The following is a 19,996-nucleotide window of genomic DNA, read 5'->3' as shown; positions in this document are numbered from 1 at the left end:
CGGCGCTAGCAAGCCGTCCGAACCTAGACAAGAGAATAGTTTGAAAGCCAGAATAGCACCGAAACCTCGTCAAGGAAATAGGGAATAAGCGTATAGCTTATTTCGAAGGAACGAGAACCGGAGACTGAGAAGTTTCTGGAGCCAAGGAACTCAAGAGTAACATGGAGAGTTTGATCCTGGCTCAGGATGAACGCTGGCGGTATGCTTAACACATGCAAGTCGAACGGGCACCTTCGGGTGCTAGTGGCGGACGGGTGAGTAACGCGTGAGAATCTGCCTTCAGGTCGGGGACAACAGCTGGAAACGGCTGCTAATACCGGATGAGCCGAGAGGTAAAAGCTTTAGTGCCTGAAGATGAGCTCGCGTCTGATTAGCTAGTTGGTGGGGTAAGAGCCTACCAAGGCGACGATCAGTAGCTGGTCTGAGAGGATGATCAGCCACACTGGGACTGAGACACGGCCCAGACTCCTACGGGAGGCAGCAGTGGGGAATTTTCCGCAATGGGCGCAAGCCTGACGGAGCAATACCGCGTGAGGGAGGAAGGCCCTTGGGTTGTAAACCTCTTTTGTCAGGGAAGAAGGTCTGACGGTACCTGACGAATCAGCATCGGCTAACTCCGTGCCAGCAGCCGCGGTAATACGGAGGATGCAAGCGTTATCCGGATTTATTGGGCGTAAAGGGTCCGCAGGTGGTTTTTCAAGTCTGCTGTCAAAGCGCGGAGCTTAACTCCGTACAGGCGGTGGAAACTGAGGAACTAGAGTCTGGTAGGGGTCGCGGGAATTCCCAGTGTAGCGGTGAAATGCGTAGATATTGGGAAGAACACCGGCGGCGAAAGCGCGCGACTGGACCGGAACTGACACTGAGGGACGAAAGCTAGGGGAGCGAAAGGGATTAGATACCCCTGTAGTCCTAGCCGTAAACGATGGAGACTAGGTGTTGCCCGTATCGACCCGGGCAGTGCCGTAGCTAACGCGTTAAGTCTCCCGCCTGGGGAGTACGCACGCAAGTGTGAAACTCAAAGGAATTGACGGGGGCCCGCACAAGCGGTGGAGTATGTGGTTTAATTCGATGCAACGCGAAGAACCTTACCAGGGCTTGACATGTCGCGAACCCTCTTGAAAGGGAGGGGTGCCTTCGGGAGCGCGAACACAGGTGGTGCATGGCTGTCGTCAGCTCGTGTCGTGAGATGTTGGGTTAAGTCCCGCAACGAGCGCAACCCTCGTTTCTAGTTGCCATCATTGAGTTGGGCACTCTGGAGAGACTGCCGGTGACAAACCGGAGGAAGGTGGGGATGACGTCAAGTCAGCATGCCCCTTACGTCCTGGGCTACACACGTACTACAATGCTGTGGACAAAGAGCGGCGAGTCGGCGACGGCAAGCAAATCTCGGAAACCACGGCTCAGTTCAGATTGCAGGCTGCAACTCGCCTGCATGAAGGCGGAATCGCTAGTAATCGCAGGTCAGCATACTGCGGTGAATACGTTCCCGGGCCTTGTACACACCGCCCGTCACACCATGGGAGTTGGCCACGCCCGAAGTCGTTACTCCAACCGTTCGCGGAGGAGGACGCCGAAGGCAGGGCTGATGACTGGGGTGAAGTCGTAACAAGGTAGCCGTACCGGAAGGTGTGGCTGGATCACCTCCTTTATAGGGAGACCTACCCACTCTAATTCCGAAAGCACAGTGCAAATAGGAAAGAGTTGGTCATCCCAAGGTCGGTCGAGGACACGGTGTTGGCTTTCAAACTATGGCAGGTTCGGACAATGGGCTATTAGCTCAGGTGGTTAGAGCGCACCCCTGATAAGGGTGAGGTCCCTGGTTCGAGTCCAGGATGGCCCACCTTTGAAAGCGGGAAGAAAGAAGAAAGCTGAAAGTGAGAAGAATGAAGAGGAAAGTTTTCTACTTTTGACTTTTCTTTTTTGTTATTTCTTTTTTACTGTTCATCTTTTATCTTTCACCTAAGGGGGGTTTAGCTCAGTTGGTAGAGCGCCTGCTTTGCAAGCAGGATGTCAGGAGTTCGAGTCTCCTAACCTCCACTGGAGAATTGCTTAGGGTGATTGTCCAAGAGGAAAAGTCTTCAGCAACTCGACTAAAGAACTCAACCAGTTGCCTATACGGCTGCGTAGTGGGGTAAATTAGAGAGCCTGCTGGAGTCGAATCCAGCCAGAACCTTGAAAACTGCATAGAACTTGTCAGGTAGATGAGGAGTTGGTGACGTGGGAGTAGAGGGTAGGGATTGCCCTAACTTCTAAGACCCTAGTCCTAACACCTTTCATCACAGACACCAATGAACTTGTTAAGTGGTCAAGCTAATAAGGGCTAACGGTGGATACCTAGGCACACAGAGGCGAAGAAGGACGCGGTTACCGGCGATACGCCCCGGGGAGTTGGAAGCGAGCAGTGATCCGGGGATGTCCGAATGGGGCAACCCCTCAATACTACCCACTGAATCCATAGGTGGGAAAGAGCGAACGCAGCGAACTGAAACATCTTAGTAGCTGTAGGAAAAGAAAACAAACGTGATTCCCTTAGTAGCGGCGAGCGAAGCGGGAAGAGCCTAAACCAGTGTGCATGCACGCTGGGGTTGTGGGACAGCAACAAGGAATCTGGAGACTAGACGAAGCATTGGGATGATGCACCAGAGAAAGTGAGAGTCTTGTAGTCGAAAGTCAAAGGATACGAGCTGAATCCCGAGTAGCCTGGAGCACGTGGAATTCCGGGTGAATCAGCGAGGACCACCTCGTAAGGCTAAATACTCCTGTGTGACCGATAGTGAACCAGTACCGCGAGGGAACGGTGAAAAGAACCCCGGGAGGGGAGTGAAATAGAACATGAAACCGTTAGCCTACAAGCAGTCGGAGCCCGATTAAACGGGTGACGGCGTGCCTGTTGAAGAATGAGCCGGCGACTTATAGGCACTGGCAGATTAAGCCGGAAATGGCGAAGTCAAAGCGAAAGCGAGTCTGAATAGGGCGAAGCGTCAGTGTTTATAGACCCGAACCCGGGTGATCTAACCATGTCCAGGATGAAGCTTGGGTAACACCAAGTGGAGGTCCGAACCGACCGATGTTGAAAAATCGGCGGATGAGGTGTGGTTAGGGGTGAAATGCCAATCGAACCCGGAGCTAGCTGGTTCTCCCCGAAATGTGTTGAGGCGCAGCGGTGGACGTTATAGCTGGGGGGTAAAGCACTGATTCGGTGCGGGCTGCGAGAGCGGTACCAAATCGAGTCAAACTCTGAATACCCAGTGCACAGTCCGCCAGTGAGACGGTGGGGGGATAAGCTTCATCGTCAAGAGGGAAACAGCCCAGACCACCAGCTAAGGTCCCCAAATCACGGCTAAGTGAGAAAGGAGGTGGGAGTGCATAGACAACCAGGAGGTTTGCCTAGAAGCAGCCATCCTTAAAAGAGTGCGTAATAGCTCACTGGTCAAGCGCTCCTGCGCCGAAAATGAACGGGGCTAAGCCGTGTACCGAAGCTGTGGATTCGAAAGAATGGTAGGGGAGCGTTCTGCGGTAGTGAGAAGCATTAGCGAAAGCAGGTGTGGACGAAGCAGAAGTGAGAATGTCGGCTTGAGTAGCGCAAACATTGGTGAGAATCCAATGCCCTGAAATCCCAAGGGTTCCTCCGGAAGGCTCGTCCGCGGAGGGTTAGTCGGGACCTAAGGCGAGGCCGAAAGGCGTAGTCGATGGCGAATCGGTTAATATTCCGATACCGACTTTGGTTTGTACCGGGGGACGGAGAAGGCTAAACCAGCCAGGAGTTGGTTACTGGTTCAAGTATCCGAGGTAATGAGGAGCGGCGAAAACGCTCTGAGCTAAGGTGCGAGTACGAGGAGCTACGGCTCCGAAGTGGTTGAGGTCACGCTTCCAAGAAAAGCCCGAAGTACGTTAAGCCAAAGTTGCCCGTACCCGAAACCGACACAGGTGGGAAGGTTGAGAATACCCAAGGGCGCGAGATAACTCTCTCTAAGGAACTCGGCAAAATGGCCCCGTAACTTCGGAAGAAGGGGTGCCTCCTGCAAGGGGGGTCGCAGTAAAGAGGCCCAGGCGACTGTTTACCAAAAACACAGGTCTCCGCAAAGTCGAAAGACGAGGTATGGGGGCTGACGCCTGCCCAGTGCCGGAAGGTTAAGGAAGTCGGTCAGCGCAAGCGAAGCTGGCGACCGAAGCCCCGGTGAACGGCGGCCGTAACTATAACGGTCCTAAGGTAGCGAAATTCCTTGTCGGGTAAGTTCCGACCCGCACGAAAGGCGTAACGATCTGGGCGCTGTCTCGGAGAGAGGCTCGGCGAAATAGGAGTGTCTGTGAAGATACGGACTACCTGCACCTGGACAGAAAGACCCTATGAAGCTTTACTGTAGCCTGGAATTGGGTTCGGGCCTTGCATGCGCAGGATAGGTGGGAGGCTAAGAAGTCATCCTTGTGGGGGTGATGGAGCCGCCAGTGAGATACCACTCTTGTGAGGCTAGAATTTAACCTTCAGCCGTGAACCGGCGAAGGAACCGTTTCAGGTGGGCAGTTTGACTGGGGCGGTCGCCTCCTAAAAGGTAACGGAGGCGCGCAAAGGTGCTCTCAGGCTGGTTGGAAATCAGCCGTAGAGTGTAAAGGCATAAGAGCGCTTGACTGTGAGACTCACACGTCGAACAGGGACGAAAGTCGGCCTTAGTGATCCGACGGCACTGAGTGGAAGGGCCGTCGCTAAACGGATAAAAGTTACTCTAGGGATAACAGGCTGATCTCCCCCAAGAGTTCACATCGACGGGGAGGTTTGGCACCTCGATGTCGGCTCATCGCAACCTGGGGCGGTAGTACGTCCCAAGGGTTGGGCTGTTCGCCCATTAAAGCGGTACGTGAGCTGGGTTCAGAACGTCGTGAGACAGTTCGGTCCATATCCGGTGCAGGCGTAAGAGCATTGAGAGGAGCCTTCCTTAGTACGAGAGGACCGGGAAGGACGCACCGCTGGTGTACCGGTTATCGTGCCAACGGTAAACGCCGGGTAGCTATGTGCGGAGCGGATAACCGCTGAAAGCATCTAAGTGGGAAGCCCACCTCAAGATGAGTGCTCTCATGGCATCAGCCAGTAAGGTCACGGGTAGAACACCCGTTGATAGGCGGTAGATGGAAGTGTAGTAATACATGAAGTCGAGCCGTACTAATAGACCGAGGGCTTGACCTCACATTCATTGGGTTGGGGGTGAAGTCTCAGGAGAGCCGGTCACAGTGCTTGCTCTGAGCGAATCATCCTGATTAATATGACAAGTTACTATGCAGCCTTCAGGGTTCTGAGGGGGAAAGGGGTCAGGATAACGCCTGAGTCTGATGATTCGGTCTCCCCGTCCTGACTCGCTCCCCTCATTCCAAAGCTTTCCTGGTGTCTATGGCGGTGTGGCACCACCCTCATCCATCCCGAACTGAGGTGTGAAACGCATCTGCGGCGAAGATAGTTGGACGGCTGCGTCCCGCAAAAATAGCTCGATGCCAGGGTAATTGTGTTAAAAAGATCGCTTTCCAATTTAGAAAGCGATCTTTTTTTATTTCTTTTTATCTTTCTCTTTAATTCCAATGTCCTAACGTACCCCGCGTAAAGCTATATTTTGATGCAACTTCATATAAGCTTTATATTGCTTAGATTAATTGTGAATTTCAGAAAAAACTACTCACTCTAGTTTTTAATATCTGCCAAGTTGGCAACCTCACTCTTTTGATTCTGGCTAAATTACATTTGTCAACTATCAAGAGTTGTCAAATCCAAAGAATCACTTTGAGGGAAAAACACATGATTATTGCCGACTTGAATTATCTGGAAACCGCTTCTGAAAAATCCAACATTGTTGGTGCTGGTTGGTGGAAAAAACCTTTTGTTCCTGTCGCTAAGGCAGATGCGATTGCAACTTCAACCGCGATCGGTTTCAAAGCCCAATCTTACACTTACACTGATACACAAGCTGTTGCTGGTTTATTTGCTAGTTCTACATCGGCGTCTTCTGCAACTGCAGTAGGTTAGTAAGTGCATGCTGATTTGAAGTAATGGAAGGACAAAAATCGCTGAAAGTAAAAGTATAAAGTCTTTCAGCGATTTCCCTTCTTTAATTGCAACATGTTTTTACCAGGAGAAATATCATGGGTCAATTAGTCATCAATGATCTCAATTTTTTTGAATCAGCTATTTTTCGTGACCAGGTAAAAGGAGGGGCGATCGCTCCTAGAATTTCTACTGCTCTGCAAACAGACATTGACACTCGTTTGGTTGCCCAGCAAAGGATATCTGGTGATCTTGAAAATGGATTCAGAATCGATATCGTTGCGGTTGGTAGTGCTGCTGCCGCTGCTGCTGCTGCTGCCTCGGTTGGAGGGAGCACAATTGTGATTGCACGAGCCAGAGCATAAAAGTTTTACCCACTCTATTAGGGTATTTGATTCTCTTAGAAGTTTAGTGATAGGCATCACTAATGTCAAAATGGGTCGTCATTTCAAGAATTTATCTTGGAATGAAAGAGTATCTGTGCTACTCCTTCACTGGCAAGCCACAAAAGTGAGCGTTTCTGAAATGAAATGCATTGATTACGACCGGAAAATTGTTTTAATTTGAGGGGAAAGCTGATGATCATTTCTGACTTAATGTACTTGGAAGTAATTTCTGAGTCGCCCTACATCATACAGGGCGGAGTTAGTGCTCAAATCAATATTCTCACTGGCAAACAAAAGTCTCTTGCCCTTGCAAAATCTCTTGCCTTCTTTGGCAATGCCCGTGCGGAAGCCGATGCTGCTAGCGATCTTTTTTATAAGGGGATTCGTATCTAACCGGATCGTTAGAATCAAGTCAGAAACTGCCAGGAGCATAGGGGGTTACAGGAACCACTAAACTCCTGGTAGTTTTTTGTAGAATTAACTGGATTTTTGTAAGTTAAGTAGCCACCATAAGCTGCATACAGCGTCACGAATGAAAATGGGCGACAGCTACTGGCTGTTAGTTATAAGTAGGTAGTCATCATTAATTGTCAAGGGGGGAGTGAGGGCTGCGCCTCCAGGCAGGGGGTTTCACCCCCGAAACTATCCTTAATTTAATTGCGTCTAGCTACTTAGCTCTACGCGGGTGCGTTAGGACATTGGAATTAGAGAGGGAGTGGGGGCAAAGCCCCCAGCCAGGGGTTCCCCCCTGCCCCCGTTCAAATTTCAAGAAGGATCGCTATAGCAGTCCTGAATCAATTGTGAAAAAAAGAATTGCGAAAAGACTTTCCCACAAGGGAACGCTTTTCACAATCCAGATAGGATTGCTATGGATGATCTGGTTTTTATAAAACTATTGGTATAGATAGAGACAGACTGTTAGGAAAAATCTGTTGATTTATCTGCCAATTTGGCAACATTCACATTGGTTAACTCACTATATTTCTAATGACAACTGCATTCAGTTGTTCATTCTAACCAACCTTACTTAAAGGAGAGAAGCAATGGTTATTTCTGACTTGAGCTACTTGGAAACTCTGTCCGAGACCACCGATATTCAAGGTGGCTATTTCTTCAAGAAGGTTTACCAGTCTAACTACAGCAACATTGAGCAGTATGCCTACTCTAAGGCAGAAGCTAAAGCCTTCTACGATGATGCATACGCAAAGTCAACTGCTTACAATGTTGCATACGTTGGCCAGTTCAACTATAACTAATGGCAAATTCCTACTGCTAGTAGTTTGAGATTCTGTATCACAGATTGATCTGTATTACAGATTGAGAATTTGACACAGAAAAACCGCTGAAAGTTTAATATCAATAAAAGATGGTGATACTTTCAGCGGTTTTTATTTATTTAGGAGATGGTACTATGGCTTCATTACTTGTCAACGATTTAGATTTCTTTCAAAGTCTCAAAAACCATGAGAGGAGTAACCTTAAGGGTGGAATAGTAATTCTTCTTGGTTCTGCTACTTTACCGCTCGAAAATTTAGGGCTTGGGAACTCACTTGGGACTAACTTGCAACCTGGAGTACTCGCTAATTTACAGCCTGGAACAGCGGTAACAGCAAGTTCTGCTGCCACTTCTAGTAGCGGTGGTTATGGGATTGCTGCCATGGCTACGGCTGCAACCACTGCAGGAGAAAGTGGAATTTCCTACTATTTATCGACTTCGGTCAGCCTTTTATAGAAATACAAAATGAAGGGTGTTTTACCAATTGTAATCTTGCGGTTATGGTCCAGGCGCAATGGAAAAAATCCGAATTTAATGAGTTTTAGTCATTGATAGAAACAGTAAAGCGAAGTTGTGACTAGAAACTAGATAATCAGCAAGGTTTATAGCTGGTTGACAATAATTCTTTGAATTGCAGGTTGGTTTGAGTCACAAAACTAACATCGGCATAGGTTGCGCTTTGTCAACCCACTCTATGAATTTTCAGGATTGTCAAAAGTTTAGCCCGCCAAGCAGAGCTTCTAGTGTTTCTTTACTACGGTAACAATCTGCTTTGGCATTCATTGAAAAAACTGTTGTAAGTACTATTGCTCACCGGGTAAATATGTATCAGTCTTCTCATCATGACCAGATTGATTGAGCCTTATCAAATTCGGGATAGAATGATTAGTTTTTCGGGGATCGATGTCGATCCAGAGGAAATTATTTATTTCTTAAGGAAAAGTATTTCTTTGAGAGATATTTGCCAAAAGATTTTCTATCAGAGAGTCATAGAACAAGCTGCTCAAGAGCGGGGAGTTGTTGTTACTGCCGATGCAATCCAGGCAGAGGCAGATTGCTTACGCCGGCAGAAACGACTGGAGCGCGCAAGTGATACCCTGGCTTGGCTTGACGAGCAGATGATTACAGCGGAGGACTGGGAGGCAGGAATTCGCGATCGCCTATTAGCCCAGGCATTAGCTGAACGAATTTTTGGCAACGAAGTTGAGCGATATTTTGCTGAAAATCGACTTGATTTTGAACAGATTGTACTTTACCGCATTGTTGTTCCTTATGAGCCAGTTGCTCAAGAACTGTTTTATCAAATTGAGGAGAACGAAATCAGTTTCTACGAAGTTGCTCATTTGTATGATATTGATCCCCAACGGAGGCTGATGTGCGGATATGAGGGAAGGTTTCATCGGTGGGGTTTGAAACCTGAAATTGCTGCCGTTGTTTTTGGGGCCAGGATTGGTCAAGTTTTGGGACCCTTTGCCTCTGAGCAGGGGTATGAGCTTCTTCGGGTTGAGGAGTTTATTGAAGCGAGATTAACGCCCGAAATTCACCAGCAAATTGTTGGCCAGTTGTTTAAGGAATGGCTTGAGAATGAGCTTAATTTCCTAATTAATAGTCAGAGTTCTGAATCAGACCTTTAATACAAGTTTTTCTGTATTTCGTTACTTCCTGTGCCAGTTATTACAGAAGGGTTTTGCTCATGATAAAGAAAACTCATTTGCTGCCAGTTCGTCCATTCCTGGCTCAATATGCGGTCTATTCGAGTTTGGTCGTGCTCTGGGGAACGGCGATCGCCCATTCTGCCAATGCCAATCCTGCCCCTGCCAGGTTCATTCAAAGCCCCCATGGCTTGACCATTATCCGTGTTCCGATTTCACATTCTGGTGTCCCTGATGCAGGTGGAAATGTTAGCAGCAGCAGTTATTCCAGTACGTTTGTCAATAATAGCGGTGCGGGTGCCAGCAGCGGTGCTACCGTGACTTCTCCTGCCGGAACAACCAGTAGTAACAAAACCGTGTTTACGCCTGGAGCAACCTCTGCCAGTGCCAGTGCTACGGCTACTGCCTCAACGACTGGGCCTAACCTGGTGAACATTACAGCCAACACATCAAGTACAGCGCAGCCTGTTCCATTGACTATTCCATCTTTCAATACCATTCAAAATAGTGGAAATCCGGGACCAGAAAACCCTACAACTGCAATTTCAACCTTGAATACTTTACAGAATCCGCCATCCATTGCTTTACCGACCGTCCCACTCTCTTTATCGGTCAATGGAACTCCCAATGTTGTCGAAAATGGCTTGGTGACAGTACCTGCAAGTTCTTCATCTCCAGCCACATTTATCCAATCTTTTGCTAAACCAATCTCGCCGCCTGCTGTCACCTCAGGTCCCTATCGAGTTGTTGGATTGCCCAGTCGAGTATTTCCTGGTCTGGGTCTACGGTATGTTCCTGAAGATTAGGTACTCGATGGGTGCGAGTTGAATAATTTGAGCAAATGATTCGATTAAGGAAGTCAAGTATGCGCTACTCAAAAGTTCTGGAACAACGAATTGTTTCGGCAGATGGTCGGGCGATCGCAGAAGCCAGAAGCGAGGTAATCACTTCTGGCAATACTTGTAGCGTCATTCACCAGTCTGTTACCGTCAGCGCAGCTTCAGACAGCACAACTGTTGCCTCTAGTGCCAGCAGTTCTAGCAGCACTGCTCATTCGGATGGTTAGAGCTAAGAGCGGGAGATCAGTTAGAAGAAGAACGGCGACGGAGCTTTAACACTGCACCAGCAGCACCACTGAGTGCGATCGCAAAAATTGTGGTTGGCTCTGGAACTGCTGCAACTGTTGCCTGATTTCCTTTTCCTTCAACCAGGGTAATAAAAAGCGAATCCTGAAAACGACGACGGTAGGAACCTTCAACCTGTGCAAAAGCAGATTCACTGTTTCCGCCAAAAGAGGAGTTAAAGATGGAGTTCGAAGATAGGGTAATATTCGGACTTGTTTGGAAATCCAGAAAATCGTCATTGCCAGGGGTATTGATCTGACCAGCTACAAAAAACAGGTCAAGCAGCCTGGGATTGTTCTCATCCGTTGTATCAAAAAGTTGAAAAAACAATCCACCTCCTGCGGTTGCACTTTCAAAGGACGAATTATCAATCTCAGTTCTCAGGTCTAATAGTGCGGTAAAGTTGAACGCAAACTCATTTTCAACAAAAAAGCGCCCAACTACATTCGCTTCACTTTGTGCAAGGCCCGAATATTCCTGCCCTGCCCCCGATCCCTGGCTAACGGAAAAGTTGAAGACACCAGGTGGCTCAAAAACAAAATTAGCATCAGCATCGGCATTGGTGTTAACAACACCGTCTGGTGCGATGGCAACGGTATCTGTGTCAGTGAATGTCTCAGCAGCGGTAGACACTGCATTGAAGTCAAACAAATTAACTTGACTTCCAGAAAACGAAAAGGTTACCGCTTGAGCAGGAGAAATTGCAACTGCTGAACTTGCAACAACAGGAGCCACAAGTTGAATCAACCTCTGGGCAATCCCAAACGTTACTTTCATAGAATTTTCCTTCTGATAAAGGGCATCACAGATCTGATTGGTTGAGTTTGCACAGCCATGAGAAGCTATCCTGACCAGAGGGGAGCCAGGGAAATTACGGAGCAATCCGTAAAGTAAATTTCATTACACGCTAAATCTCAGTAAGATCCTAGCTTAGAGTTAGTAAAGAATACGTGTTTATACTGCTTTAATTTGATTAAGTTAGTATAAATACGTACTTTATCTCATTCTTTTAGCTCCTGAAAAATTAGTACGAGCAATTGCGCTGAATAAATGAGCGTCTCGCTATGCGTAGCATGAGCAATGGGCAATGATTAATAGCTAGAACGCTTAACTGCCAAAACCAGTGATGCAGAGCCTTTTGTGCAAAGCCTTTTAGAGTGATTTTCTGGTAAAAAGAACTGATCCATCATTTTGAATCGGTCTGGGTTATGCTGGCACCAACCTGGCCTACGATGGCTGTCTTTCATGCTCCCAACCTGACTTCGCAATAGTCTCCTTGACTCCCCTGACTCTCTCTTTCAGCCGTAGCACTGGATACAGTTCGTAGCCACTAGTGGGTCACTTGCTAGGTTGTAGCCATTACTTGTCTACCGAAGCCAAAGTGGCCGCTTAGTCAGCCATCTCAAAAATGGCTCCATCTCAAAAATGGCTATATTCGAGGCAAATGACCCACTAGCTAGCAAAGCTTCTTGATGGCGGAAAAAGCACCCCTGGAAGCAGCGCGGCAATAATGGGAAGGTAGTTCAACCCTATAGTCATAGCCACTACTGGTCTGTCAAGACTGTTTTGAGGGGTTTCAACTCCTCAAAACACCCTGGAAATGGATTTTATTTTAATAGATTTGAGCTACCCCTCAAATCTATCCTGACGGATTACTATGCTTAGGACGGGGTGCAAGGGTAGAACCCCTGGCTGGGGGCTTCGCCCCCACACCCCCTTAAACCCAGTGTCCTAAGCAACCTGGCGATACTATAAATCAAACTCGTATTTCTACAGAGATGCTAGCCCAGAGCAAATAAAAAACTGGTAAATCAACTTGGGAAATGAGGTGAAATTTATATGAACTTACAGTCTTTGGATAAAGAAAATAGCAGAGAAGAATTGGGATGATTGATAATTGCGCCTAGCTACTTATAACCATCTTTCTTGAAATTTGAATGGGGTGCAGAGGGTCCACTCCTGCGTGGAGGCTTCTCCCCCCAAGTCTCCTTGTTCACAAACTATTTGTGAACGTTCTCAGCAGATTTTCTGCGGTAAAGTTTCACTTCATCATCTTCCTTTTCAAGAAAATAATCGCGTTTAAGCCAATGATTTAATTCTGAATAGAATAGTCGATTATGCTTACCTTCCTTGCTGATTGTACTCATGACTATATAAAGAGGGCGCTTGCTCATCAGAGAAGATAGTTCTTGAATGGAGTTAACACCTGCTACCTTGGGCAAATTATCTCCGATTAAGAAAAATGGATAAGCATATTTGGTTGGAATTTTAGTATTGGAAAGGAAATATACAACTGGGTCATAATCGGCTATATAAATATATTCGTGGGGATTCACACGCAGTTGAAGGTACTTAGCAACTTCGGCAGGTTTATCCTGGTAATCAGGAACTCCTTTGACATAGCGAAAGTAGAAAAACCTAATACTTTTTCTAAAATCGGGAGTGGCATAAAAGCCAATGAATAGAATGGCTACTAATAGCCATAGAAAGCATGGTTGATAGCTTTCCAGGGAGCTGATATGAGTCTCAGAGATTGGATTCTGAGTTGCAATTAATCTTTTACTCTGCTTACCGGTGCCTTTGTTGAAATTATTTCTACCTGGAAATAAGTTCTTCAAGAAGGTCTGTCGCCAAAATACTCTAGTCAGGAAGAATGCGGTAACAAGGCTGAGGGGGGGGAGCAGGGGTAGAAAGTAGTGGGCATAAAAACGAACTCTAAAGGTTAGGAAAATTCCGGTCAGGGGAATCAGAATCCAAAGAAGCAAAAGAAGTAGTAGCGTTCGTTCGATGGATAAAATTCTTCTGGAGAATTTAGAAATCAGTGTTAGATAAGTTAAGCCAAAACAGAGCCAAAGTGGAAAATTACTTAACAAATGGGATAGAAAAGCTTTCGCAACTACGGTTGCAGAAAAGCCGCGATCGATTGTTCGGATTTTGTTAGCTGTGAAGTTTGCATAGAAAAAATCTGAGAAATATCCATTAAAGATAAAAACACTTGCCATTAGTAAAAATGGCAGCAGGAACCCGAACAGTAGAAGTGTAAGGATAATCAAATTATCAAAATGCTGCCTTCCATTAAAAGAGGATCTAAAGAACGGTTGAAGAATCGTAAGTAATAAGATGGCTATCAGGTCATAGATAACGATGTATTTAATGATAAAGGCTACCCCAAGTAAGAGACCAATAATTGAGAAAGTCCATTTTTTTCGCTTTAGATTCTGATTGGTTTGAAGCCACTCAAGAAATATCAAATAATAGGCGGTTGCTACAAAGGGTATAAAAAATATTTCAGTGTTGGCGGCAGTTCCTTCGTTTTGGAGGGAAGAAGCGACATAAATAAGTGCAGCAAATAATCCGATCGCCCGACCATCTTTACCAACATCTTTACCAAAAAGCCGACCCAAATAGTACAAAACGTAACAGGTGGTTGCGATCGCCAAACAAGATAGTAGCCTGATGGCAAAAATCGATTTCCCAAAGAGCGAAAAGGCGATTACGTATAGCACATAGATGCCAATGGGTTTATTGTCCCAGACTTCGATGTAAGGAAGGTTTCCATTCAGCATGCTCTGCGAAACCAGGGTGTAAAGGCTTTCATCCCAATCCAACCCTGACTGAAAAAACGTCCAGAACCGGAATAGAATCCCCACTCCCAGAAAACCGAAGAATATCCCAATCTTTTTTGGGGCTTGACCTGGTAAAGAGAAGTTCATAGATCAGGCAATGAAATCAATGCTGGTAAAAGAGTATTTTCTCAATGAAAGGTTCAATCCTTTTACCTACGTTTTCTACAAGATTGGGATCTTCCGAATCGAACCACTCAATGTTGGGATCAGCCCGAAACCAGGTACGCTGACGTTTGGCGAACTGACGAGTGTGCAATACAGTGAGTGCTTTGGCTTCATTTAAGGAGATCTCACCGACCAGATATTGCTTGAACTCGGCATAACCCAGAGTGTTGAGCAACGGTAAATCTACTCCATATTTTTGACATAGGCACTCAACCTCCTCCACTAGACCAGACTCTACCATTTGCTCCGTGCGCTGCTTAATTCGATGTTGGAGTGCTGCCGAGTCACAGTCCAAGCCAATTTGCAGGATGGGATAGGTTGGAGGAGCCTCCCCCTGTTGTTCTGAGATAGGGTAGCCCGTAGTGTAAAAGACTTCCAGCGATCGCAGGGTCCTGACTGTATCATTTGGATGAATTTTGGCGGCTGAAGTAGGGTCAACCTGCTGAAGCATGGCGTAGCACTGGTGCTGACCCAGGGATTGAAGTTGCGATCGCAATTCCGGTTGGGGCGGCACCCGCGGAATCTTCATCCCTCTCACAATGGATTTAATGTAAAGTCCAGTTCCACCAACAAGGAGGGGGAAGGGAGTAATGGAGTGATGGGGTGAGGGTGATGGCGTTTTGGGTTTTGAGTTTTGAGTTCTGAATGAAGGCAACAGGTGACGGGCAACAGGCAACAGGCATTCCTCCTGTTTCCCGGCTCCTTCTGACGCCTGGCTCCCGACCTCTGACTCCTGCCCCCTGACTTCTGGCTTAGCCCCCAACCCTTTCTCAATCAATTCCTGAGCTTGCTGCTGATATTCTGCTACGGTTAACGTCTCCGTAGGATTACAGATATCAATTAAGTAGTGGGGAACTTCTTGCTGCTGAGACAGGGAGGGTTTTGCAGTGCCAATGTTAAATTCTCGATATACTTGACGCGAATCGGCGCTAAGAATGACAGAATGCAACCGCTTTGCTAAAGCGATCGCCAGTCCTGATTTACCCGTTGCGGTAGGGCCACAGACGACGATCAAGCCTGGTACTAACGTATTATTTTTCGCTGTAATGTTATTAAGACCTGACATAAAATGAAGATAACGATCCATCCCCATTAAAAATTACTCAGGAGACAGTTCTAGAATCGCTTATAACCCTTTTGTGTTAGAATTTTGAACAGTTTTGGTCTTTTTTGCTAAAGACAGCTTGAGACCGTTTATTGGTTGGAGCGCTGAAATCCATGACGAATAACTACGGTGCGGAACAGATTCAAGTCCTGGAAGGAATTGAGCACGTTCGGAAGCGTCCAGGAATGTACATTGGCAGCACCGGACCCAGAGGACTTCACCATCTAGTTTACGAGGTTGTAGACAATTCTGTTGATGAGGCACTGGCTGGCTACTGTAAGAATATTGATGTGACGCTGAATGCCGACGGTTCTGTCACGGTTGTGGACGATGGGCGTGGAATTCCGACGGATATTCATCCGAGAACTGGTAAGTCGGCGCTGGAGACCGTCTTAACCAAGCTGGGAGCGGGGGGTAAGTTTGGTGAAGGCGGCGGTTACAAGGTTTCAGGGGGGCTGCATGGAGTCGGGATCTCTGTGGTCAACGCTTTATCTGAGTGGGTTGAGGTGACCGTTTGGCGCGATCGCAAGGTGCATACCCAACGATTTCAGCGAGGGATTCCGCAGACTGAATTACAGGTCAAGCCAGGAACTGATGATCGGACGGGGACCTCTGTCACTTTTCTGCCTGATATCACGATCTTCACCACTGGGATTATTTTTGACTACGCAACACTGGCGGGGCGTTTGCGGGAATTGGCTTTTCTGAATGGTGGTGTCAAGATTACCTTTACGGATAATCGGCTGGAGTATCTCAATCTGGAGGAACCCCACGTTGAGGTTTACTTCTACGAGGGTGGCATCCGGGAATACGTCAGCTACATGAATGCAGATAAGCAACCCTTGAATGAAGAGGTGATTCACATTCAGGGAGAGCGTAACAATGTACAGGTTGAGGTGGCATTGCAGTGGTGTACCGATGCTTACACAGATAACCTGCTTGGGTTTGCCAACAACATCCGCACTATTGATGGCGGTACTCATCTGGAAGGGCTCAAGGCGGTGCTGACCCGGACGATGAACGCGATCGCCCGTAAGCGCAACAAACTGAAGGAAAATGACTCGAATCTGGCAGGTGAAAATATCCGCGAAGGTTTAACGGGCGTGATTTCAGTGAAGGTGCCCGACCCGGAGTTTGAAGGCCAGACCAAGACGAAACTGGGTAACACTGAAGTCCGAGGGATTGTGGATTCAATCGTCGGTGAGGTGTTGACGGAATACCTGGAATTCCATCCCAGTGTTGCCGATTCTATCCTGGAGAAGGCGATTCAGGCGTTTAATGCGGCAGAGGCGGCTCGTAAAGCACGGGAACTGGTGCGGCGCAAATCGGTGCTGGAGTCTTCTACGTTGCCGGGTAAGCTGGCGGATTGCAGCAGTCGAGATCCTTCCGAGTCAGAGATATTTATTGTAGAGGGTGATTCGGCCGGGGGCAGTGCCAAGCAAGGGCGCGATCGCCGCTTCCAGGCCATCCTTCCCCTGCGAGGCAAGATTTTGAATATCGAGAAAACCGATGACGCCAAAATCTACAAAAACACCGAGATTCAGGCGCTCATCACAGCTCTCGGCCTTGGTATTAAAGGCGAAGAATTTGATTCTTCCCAACTTCGCTACCATCGAATTGTGATTATGACTGATGCAGATGTCGATGGAGCCCACATTCGGACGCTGCTGCTGACGTTCTTTTACCGCTATCAGCGGGCCATGGTAGATCAGGGCTTTGTTTACATTGCCTGCCCACCGCTGTACAAGATTGAGCGGGGACGCAATCACTACTATTGCTACAGCGATCGCGAACGGGATCAGATTATTGCGGGCTTTGGCGAGAATGCCAAGTACGAGATCCAGCGGTTTAAGGGCCTGGGTGAAATGATGCCCGATCAGCTCTGGGACACTACCATGAATCCAGAAACTCGCACTCTGAAGCAGGTGGAAATTGAGGATGCAGCTGAGGCAGACCGGGTGTTCACCGTATTGATGGGCGATCGCGTCGCCCCCCGGCGTGAATTTATTGAAACCTACGGCCCTAAACTCAATTTGACGGATCTGGATATTTAGAGGTTGTTAAGGAATAATTTCACACTTTCTCGTGGCGAAGTTCCAACTTCGTCTGCTAGACTATCGGTTCTAATCTCGTTCCTGGTAATCTTCGGCAGACTCCGGATTGAGTTCCCAGCGGCGGCGATCGCGCGACTCTAGCTTGTCTTGCGTATGCACTGACTCTCCATCTACCATCGGGATTCCGGCTGAGCGCAGTAAATCTTCGGTGACGTTTTGGTCAGGGGTGGGGTTTTCTCCACCCACCGCTTCTTCCCCCACAACCTCAGCCTGATACCAGTCATCGTCCGGGTCTCCTCCTGTCGTATCCGAGTCACGGTGTTGGGGCATTCTCAGGGTGAATAACCTGGGTTCGGTTGCCCCATCAAAATCAAACACCCCTTCTCCGGTAGGGTTAAGGTCATCGGTATTGACCAGTTCAGATAGTAAAACTTCTTCTGGCGGAGTATCCCGTTGAGATTCAGATGCGTTCGTTTCACCAAATTCATTAACACTTGCCATACAATTTACCTCCCTTTCCTAACGGTTTTCCCGCAACCAGAAGAGTTCAGTTCTGGTTTGAGGGTTGCTCAATCCGGTAGGGGATGCTTCCCAATGGCTCTAACAGAGCTAGCTTGGGGGCCCTTTTCCCCCAACTCCTCAACAAATCGCACACTACTACCGACTTGCAAATCGCGGAAACCTCCATTCAAAACGCTATTGGCATGGAAATAAATCTCGCGGCCATCGGGGGTTTCAATAAAACCGTAATCATCCTCCGGCAACAGGTTAATGACACGGCCATGGGGGGACATTTCGTGGACTTTTACTTCATGTCGGTGTATGTCCGCATAGTCTTTGAGTTTTCGTTCTGCGGCGGCAAAAGCATCTCGCATTGCAACCTCAGTATCTTCGTGGGGCTGATGTTGTTCCGGGTTTCGATTAATCACCAACTGTCCATTAGGCATCGTTAAATCAATCTGGACATGGTAAAGTTTGCCCTTGTGGTGATGCTGATGGGGAACTTCAACAATGACCCGACAGTTAGTAATTCGGTTGTAAAATTTACTGAGTTTCTCAACCCGTTGACGGATTCTGGCTTCGATCGCATCCGAAGGCTCAAAATTGCGAAACATGATTTGAAGCGGTAGTTGCATAGTTCCTCCTGAAGAATCAAATGACCTGTGCACTACCTAAACTTGTATCCCCGATAACTCTATGTTCCCTCAATAATGACGGGTTGGAGTAGGGACGATAAAAAACGAAAAGTGGAGACGACCCATATAAATGAAATTTATGGCGATTCTGAGGGAGGTTGAATTTCACCAGTTCTCACGCGATCGCGGGGTAATTCTAACTCTCGACTGATTTCTGCTTCTATTTGCTCAGGTTCATTCACCAGAAACTCAAATTGCATTCCTTTAGGAGTTAAGTGGACTGTCTTTACACTTTTGCAAGCCCTTGTTTCTGGTCCATTCCAATGGAAATGGATTCAACTACCTTGGATGGCTTTTTCCCCTGGCGCTTTTTGATCTCAAGCGGGTTGGTTATTTCATAGACCCGACTCAACATTTGATCCGTTAAAAAAAACGCTACCTAGCCAAAAGGCAACCCCCAGGACAGGCAATAGAAGCCAGAACTCTAATCCCAGCGAACGAAAAACTTTGAGCCAAGGCGATCGCATCATAGGACGGCTTGTCAGCAACTCCACCCGACTCTCCTGAAGGTTTGGTGATAGGCGAAGCTTATCACTCAAACAAAATCGCTATCCAGAGATTTTGTTTGGAATATTGGAATATAGCGATCGCCACTAGGCTGAGAATGGGGTGCAGGGGTGAAACTCCTAACTGGGGGCGAAGCCCCTCCACCCCTATGTTGCTGAATTTAAGTAGCTTGACTCAATTAACATTGATAAATTGAGGATAATTTCGGGGGAGTGGGGACACAGCCCCCACTCCCCCTTCTTAAGGTTAATTAAGGCTATCTACATTAGTATTGCAAACCTAGATTCAGCAATGCCCGAACAAATTAAATGCCCGAACAAATTACTATTAGAAATTGCTATTAGATTGTAGAGGGAGGCATGATGTATTGTGCAACGACAGCTTCATTCAATCTGGAAACCTTTTTGGCTTGCCTTCATAGCGCTTTTACTATGGTTACTTCCCCATTTCAATGCAGCAAGTTTGGCACAGGAGCCATCATCCTCTACTACCAGCCTAAATTCTCTACCTGAACAGATCATTACTAATCGGTTTGGACTCGATCCCAACAATATTCCTTCTGAAAAGGTCAGTCAGTTTGTGCATGCCTGTTTGCAAGTAGTCGCCCTAATTGAACGACGTGAGGGAGAACTTCAGGGAGCAGAAACTGAGTCAGAATCACAGCGAATTGAACAGGAAATTGAAGCGGAGGCGCTGGCAATCATTGAAAAGGCCGGATTGACCCGTCAGGAGTATCTCCAGCTGTTGGGTTTAGCAAACACGGATCCAGAATTTGGAGAGCGTATTGCCATTCAACTTCAGGAGGCAATGAGTTGAGGAAGGTGTGTCTGTAGAGGGTATGAGATCATTTCCTCCCACCCCATGCTAGATTGAAGCACTA

At 47.4% G+C, this 19,996-nt stretch carries 17 protein-coding genes, 2 tRNA genes and 3 rRNA genes; 15 read left to right on the top strand and 7 right to left on the bottom strand.

Going from position 1 to position 19,996, the window contains the following annotated elements; translation table 11 throughout:
• Nucleotides 1–158 precede the first annotated feature (158 nt).
• From P4D80_RS15435 to P4D80_RS15375, 13 genes are all read left to right on the top strand, one after another.
• Nucleotides 159–1,648, top strand: a 16S ribosomal RNA gene (locus P4D80_RS15435).
• A 118-nt stretch (nt 1,649–1,766) separates the two neighbouring features.
• Nucleotides 1,767–1,840: transfer RNA gene (locus P4D80_RS15430), tRNA-Ile, on the top strand.
• 124 nt (nt 1,841–1,964) lie between these two features.
• Nucleotides 1,965–2,037, top strand: a tRNA-Ala gene (locus tag P4D80_RS15425).
• A 266-nt stretch (nt 2,038–2,303) separates the two neighbouring features.
• Nucleotides 2,304–5,179 (top strand): 23S ribosomal RNA (locus tag P4D80_RS15420).
• Nucleotides 5,180–5,370: 191 nt separating this feature from the next.
• Nucleotides 5,371–5,487 (top strand): 5S ribosomal RNA (gene rrf / locus P4D80_RS15415).
• Together the 16S, 23S and 5S rRNA genes with 2 tRNA genes alongside form the textbook arrangement of a ribosomal RNA operon.
• Nucleotides 5,488–5,779: 292 nt before the next feature.
• Nucleotides 5,780–6,007 (top strand): hypothetical protein, encoded by a 228-nt coding sequence (locus P4D80_RS15410; protein WP_421654897.1) that lies wholly within the window; start codon nt 5,780–5,782, stop codon nt 6,005–6,007.
• A 116-nt stretch (nt 6,008–6,123) separates the two neighbouring features.
• Nucleotides 6,124–6,390: a hypothetical protein gene (locus P4D80_RS15405; RefSeq protein WP_421654896.1), complete on the top strand. Its 267-nt coding sequence runs from the start codon at nt 6,124–6,126 to the stop codon at nt 6,388–6,390.
• Nucleotides 6,391–6,603: 213 nt separating this feature from the next.
• Nucleotides 6,604–6,804: a hypothetical protein gene (locus tag P4D80_RS15400; protein ID WP_421654895.1), complete on the top strand. Its 201-nt coding sequence runs from the start codon at nt 6,604–6,606 to the stop codon at nt 6,802–6,804.
• 650 nt (nt 6,805–7,454) lie between these two features.
• Nucleotides 7,455–7,667 carry a hypothetical protein gene (locus P4D80_RS15395; protein WP_421654894.1) on the top strand — a complete coding sequence of 71 codons (213 nt, stop codon included), beginning with the start codon at nt 7,455–7,457 and terminating at the stop codon, nt 7,665–7,667.
• Between the two features lie 155 nt (nt 7,668–7,822).
• Entirely contained in the window at nt 7,823–8,143 is a 321-nt protein-coding gene (locus tag P4D80_RS15390) for a hypothetical protein (RefSeq protein ID WP_421654893.1), read from the top strand.
• A 386-nt stretch (nt 8,144–8,529) separates the two neighbouring features.
• Nucleotides 8,530–9,321, top strand: a complete 792-nt coding sequence (locus P4D80_RS15385) for a peptidylprolyl isomerase (RefSeq protein WP_421654892.1) — start codon at nt 8,530–8,532, stop codon at nt 9,319–9,321.
• A gap of 59 nt (nt 9,322–9,380) precedes the next feature.
• Nucleotides 9,381–10,145, top strand: coding sequence for a hypothetical protein (locus P4D80_RS15380; RefSeq protein ID WP_421654891.1), 765 nt, complete (start codon nt 9,381–9,383; stop codon nt 10,143–10,145).
• Between the two features lie 59 nt (nt 10,146–10,204).
• A complete protein-coding gene (locus P4D80_RS15375) occupies nt 10,205–10,405 on the top strand; it encodes a hypothetical protein (RefSeq protein ID WP_421654890.1) in 201 nt (66 codons plus the stop codon).
• A gap of 16 nt (nt 10,406–10,421) precedes the next feature.
• On the opposite strand, the gene P4D80_RS15370 is transcribed toward P4D80_RS15375, so the two are convergent.
• The 3 genes from P4D80_RS15370 to miaA all read right to left on the bottom strand — a co-directional run bounded on the left by P4D80_RS15370 (nt 10,422) and on the right by miaA (nt 15,320).
• A complete protein-coding gene (locus tag P4D80_RS15370) occupies nt 10,422–11,240 on the bottom strand; it encodes a PEP-CTERM sorting domain-containing protein (RefSeq protein WP_421654888.1) in 819 nt (272 codons plus the stop codon).
• A 1,223-nt stretch (nt 11,241–12,463) separates the two neighbouring features.
• Nucleotides 12,464–14,176: an ArnT family glycosyltransferase gene (locus P4D80_RS15365; protein ID WP_421654887.1), complete on the bottom strand. Its 1,713-nt coding sequence runs from the start codon at nt 14,174–14,176 to the stop codon at nt 12,464–12,466.
• Nucleotides 14,177–14,192: 16 nt separating this feature from the next.
• Nucleotides 14,193–15,320, bottom strand: coding sequence for a tRNA (adenosine(37)-N6)-dimethylallyltransferase MiaA (gene miaA, locus P4D80_RS15360; protein ID WP_421654886.1), 1,128 nt, complete (start codon nt 15,318–15,320; stop codon nt 14,193–14,195).
• 152 nt (nt 15,321–15,472) lie between these two features.
• Between miaA and gyrB the strand changes: the two genes are divergently transcribed.
• Nucleotides 15,473–17,413 carry a DNA topoisomerase (ATP-hydrolyzing) subunit B gene (gyrB, locus tag P4D80_RS15355; protein WP_421654885.1) on the top strand — a complete coding sequence of 647 codons (1,941 nt, stop codon included), beginning with the start codon at nt 15,473–15,475 and terminating at the stop codon, nt 17,411–17,413.
• A 69-nt stretch (nt 17,414–17,482) separates the two neighbouring features.
• Here gyrB and P4D80_RS15350 read toward each other — a convergent pair whose 3' ends face one another.
• From P4D80_RS15350 to P4D80_RS15335, 4 genes are all read right to left on the bottom strand, one after another.
• Nucleotides 17,483–17,914 (bottom strand): DUF6335 family protein, encoded by a 432-nt coding sequence (locus tag P4D80_RS15350; RefSeq protein WP_421654884.1) that lies wholly within the window; start codon nt 17,912–17,914, stop codon nt 17,483–17,485.
• A 68-nt stretch (nt 17,915–17,982) separates the two neighbouring features.
• The gene (locus P4D80_RS15345; protein ID WP_421654882.1) at nt 17,983–18,549 is read right to left on the bottom strand and encodes an HPF/RaiA family ribosome-associated protein; all 567 of its coding nucleotides are present in this window, start codon (nt 18,547–18,549) and stop codon (nt 17,983–17,985) included.
• Between the two features lie 137 nt (nt 18,550–18,686).
• On the bottom strand, nt 18,687–18,809 hold the full coding sequence (locus tag P4D80_RS15340; protein ID WP_421654881.1) for a hypothetical protein: 123 nt from the start codon (nt 18,807–18,809) through the stop codon (nt 18,687–18,689).
• A 135-nt stretch (nt 18,810–18,944) separates the two neighbouring features.
• Nucleotides 18,945–19,148 carry a hypothetical protein gene (locus P4D80_RS15335; RefSeq protein ID WP_421654880.1) on the bottom strand — a complete coding sequence of 68 codons (204 nt, stop codon included), beginning with the start codon at nt 19,146–19,148 and terminating at the stop codon, nt 18,945–18,947.
• Nucleotides 19,149–19,578: 430 nt separating this feature from the next.
• Between P4D80_RS15335 and P4D80_RS15330 the strand changes: the two genes are divergently transcribed.
• Nucleotides 19,579–19,932: a DUF4168 domain-containing protein gene (locus P4D80_RS15330; RefSeq protein ID WP_421654878.1), complete on the top strand. Its 354-nt coding sequence runs from the start codon at nt 19,579–19,581 to the stop codon at nt 19,930–19,932.
• Nucleotides 19,933–19,996: the final 64 nt, after the last annotated feature.

The sequence above is a fragment of the Leptothermofonsia sp. ETS-13 genome, from assembly GCF_049200465.1.
In the GTDB taxonomy this organism is placed as follows: domain Bacteria; phylum Cyanobacteriota; class Cyanobacteriia; order Leptolyngbyales; family Leptolyngbyaceae; genus Leptothermofonsia.
This window is presented reverse-complemented; position numbering and strand designations above follow the sequence as displayed.

Excerpts from the sequence above, each read along its gene's own strand:
- P4D80_RS15410 (WP_421654897.1), top strand. The coding sequence starts at position 5,780 with ATGATTATTGCCGACTTGAATTATCTGGAAACCGCTTCTGAAAAATCC.
- P4D80_RS15405 (WP_421654896.1), top strand. The coding sequence starts at position 6,124 with ATGGGTCAATTAGTCATCAATGATCTCAATTTTTTTGAATCAGCTATT.
- P4D80_RS15400 (WP_421654895.1), top strand. The coding sequence starts at position 6,604 with ATGATCATTTCTGACTTAATGTACTTGGAAGTAATTTCTGAGTCGCCC.
- P4D80_RS15395 (WP_421654894.1), top strand. The coding sequence starts at position 7,455 with ATGGTTATTTCTGACTTGAGCTACTTGGAAACTCTGTCCGAGACCACC.
- P4D80_RS15390 (WP_421654893.1), top strand. The coding sequence starts at position 7,823 with ATGGCTTCATTACTTGTCAACGATTTAGATTTCTTTCAAAGTCTCAAA.
- P4D80_RS15385 (WP_421654892.1), top strand. The coding sequence starts at position 8,530 with ATGACCAGATTGATTGAGCCTTATCAAATTCGGGATAGAATGATTAGT.
- P4D80_RS15380 (WP_421654891.1), top strand. The coding sequence starts at position 9,381 with ATGATAAAGAAAACTCATTTGCTGCCAGTTCGTCCATTCCTGGCTCAA.
- P4D80_RS15375 (WP_421654890.1), top strand. The coding sequence starts at position 10,205 with ATGCGCTACTCAAAAGTTCTGGAACAACGAATTGTTTCGGCAGATGGT.
- P4D80_RS15370 (WP_421654888.1), bottom strand. The coding sequence starts at position 11,240 with ATGAAAGTAACGTTTGGGATTGCCCAGAGGTTGATTCAACTTGTGGCT.
- P4D80_RS15365 (WP_421654887.1), bottom strand. The coding sequence starts at position 14,176 with ATGAACTTCTCTTTACCAGGTCAAGCCCCAAAAAAGATTGGGATATTC.
- miaA (WP_421654886.1), bottom strand. The coding sequence starts at position 15,320 with ATGTCAGGTCTTAATAACATTACAGCGAAAAATAATACGTTAGTACCA.
- gyrB (WP_421654885.1), top strand. The coding sequence starts at position 15,473 with ATGACGAATAACTACGGTGCGGAACAGATTCAAGTCCTGGAAGGAATT.
- P4D80_RS15350 (WP_421654884.1), bottom strand. The coding sequence starts at position 17,914 with ATGGCAAGTGTTAATGAATTTGGTGAAACGAACGCATCTGAATCTCAA.
- P4D80_RS15345 (WP_421654882.1), bottom strand. The coding sequence starts at position 18,549 with ATGCAACTACCGCTTCAAATCATGTTTCGCAATTTTGAGCCTTCGGAT.
- P4D80_RS15340 (WP_421654881.1), bottom strand. The coding sequence starts at position 18,809 with ATGCAATTTGAGTTTCTGGTGAATGAACCTGAGCAAATAGAAGCAGAA.